Below are 1,129 nucleotides of genomic sequence, written 5' to 3'. Positions count from 1 at the left end.
CATTTCGCCCACGAAATTCAACAAGGCGAAATGTACTGGGCCATGGCCCAACTGTTCATGCAACAAGGCCCGCAAGCCCTGCCCACCTTCCCCCACCCGCCCCGCGATTGGAACAATGAAGACGTGACCTTCAACCTCGCGCGTCGCTTGGCTCCCAAAGTGCGGTGGCCAGCCGAAATAGACCTGGAGTCACGCAGCGCGCCCTGAATAAAAGCCATCACCCGAAGCAGCCTCAATACGACAGGCTGAATATTACAAGCGGCGCTCACTCCGAACTTGGAACAGCTCATCATGGTATTTAAAGCACCCTTACTCGACAAACCTGCTCCTGGCTGGAAGCACGATATGCCGGGACCAAACGAGTCGCCCTCCAATGAACCGTATCCTCCCGTACTTTCGAATCCGCCCAATCATGTTGACGATGTGTACCTTGAACTGGCGCGTGCCACAGTGCGAACTCGCGGGATTGGTATTTGGATAGCTCCTTTTATGTTTCTGCTGTCCATGGTTACACCTGCAGGCATGATTAGCTATGTTGTCACGGAGCAACACCTCCCTCCCTTAGTGCTAAGTTTGCTAGGTCCCATCGTATTTATTACTGGCATATGGCTAGGCATTTATATCTGGCGAATGGACGTTGCCCCTCCCCGCGACGAACCCATCCGTTTCAACCGCTTGCGACGCAAAGTCTATGTCTACCGCTTTTACCGCGACGGCCTCAGACCCTTCAGCCGCACCGCCTGGGGCGTTCGGACCGAAGTCTATGACTGGGATAACTTGCGTGCCGAAGCCTGCAGCGTGTACGGCCCCATGGGCAGTGGCGGCCTCATCGAAACCGTCACCCTCGCCGTGGTGAAACCTGGCACCCATCAGGTAATAGATCGTTTTCATTTCGCCCACGAAATACAACAAGGCGAAATGTACTGGGCCATGGCCCAACTGTTCATGCAACAAGGCCCGCAAGCCCTGCCCGCTTTCTCCCGCCCACCTCGTGACTGGAACAACGAAAACGTGACCTTCAATCTCGCGCGTCGTTTGGCTCCCAAAGTGCGGTGGCCAGCCGAAATAGACCTGGAGTCACGCAGCGCGCCCTGAATAAAAGCCATCACCCGAAGCAGCCTCAATACGA

Annotated in this window: 2 protein-coding genes; both read left to right on the top strand. The window is 55.6% G+C overall.

Going from position 1 to position 1,129, the window contains the following annotated elements; genetic code table 11:
- Positions 1 to 207: DUF6708 domain-containing protein (locus BFP89_RS29520; protein ID WP_370671236.1), on the top strand; the 207-nt coding region annotated here is incomplete at its 5' end.
- 84 nt (positions 208 to 291) lie between these two features.
- On the top strand, positions 292 to 1,095 hold the full coding sequence (locus BFP89_RS29515; RefSeq protein WP_256097389.1) for a DUF6708 domain-containing protein: 804 nt from the start codon (positions 292 to 294) through the stop codon (positions 1,093 to 1,095).
- The last annotated feature ends 34 nt before the right edge of the window (positions 1,096 to 1,129 follow it).

Source organism: Pseudomonas sp. 31 R 17 (assembly GCF_900004915.1).
Lineage (GTDB): Bacteria > Pseudomonadota > Gammaproteobacteria > Pseudomonadales > Pseudomonadaceae > Aquipseudomonas > Aquipseudomonas orientalis_A.
This window is presented reverse-complemented; position numbering and strand designations above follow the sequence as displayed.

What these genes read in the sequence shown, in the direction of transcription:
- BFP89_RS29515 (WP_256097389.1), top strand. Translation starts at nt 292, where the DNA reads ATGGTATTTAAAGCACCCTTACTCGACAAACCTGCTCCTGGCTGGAAG.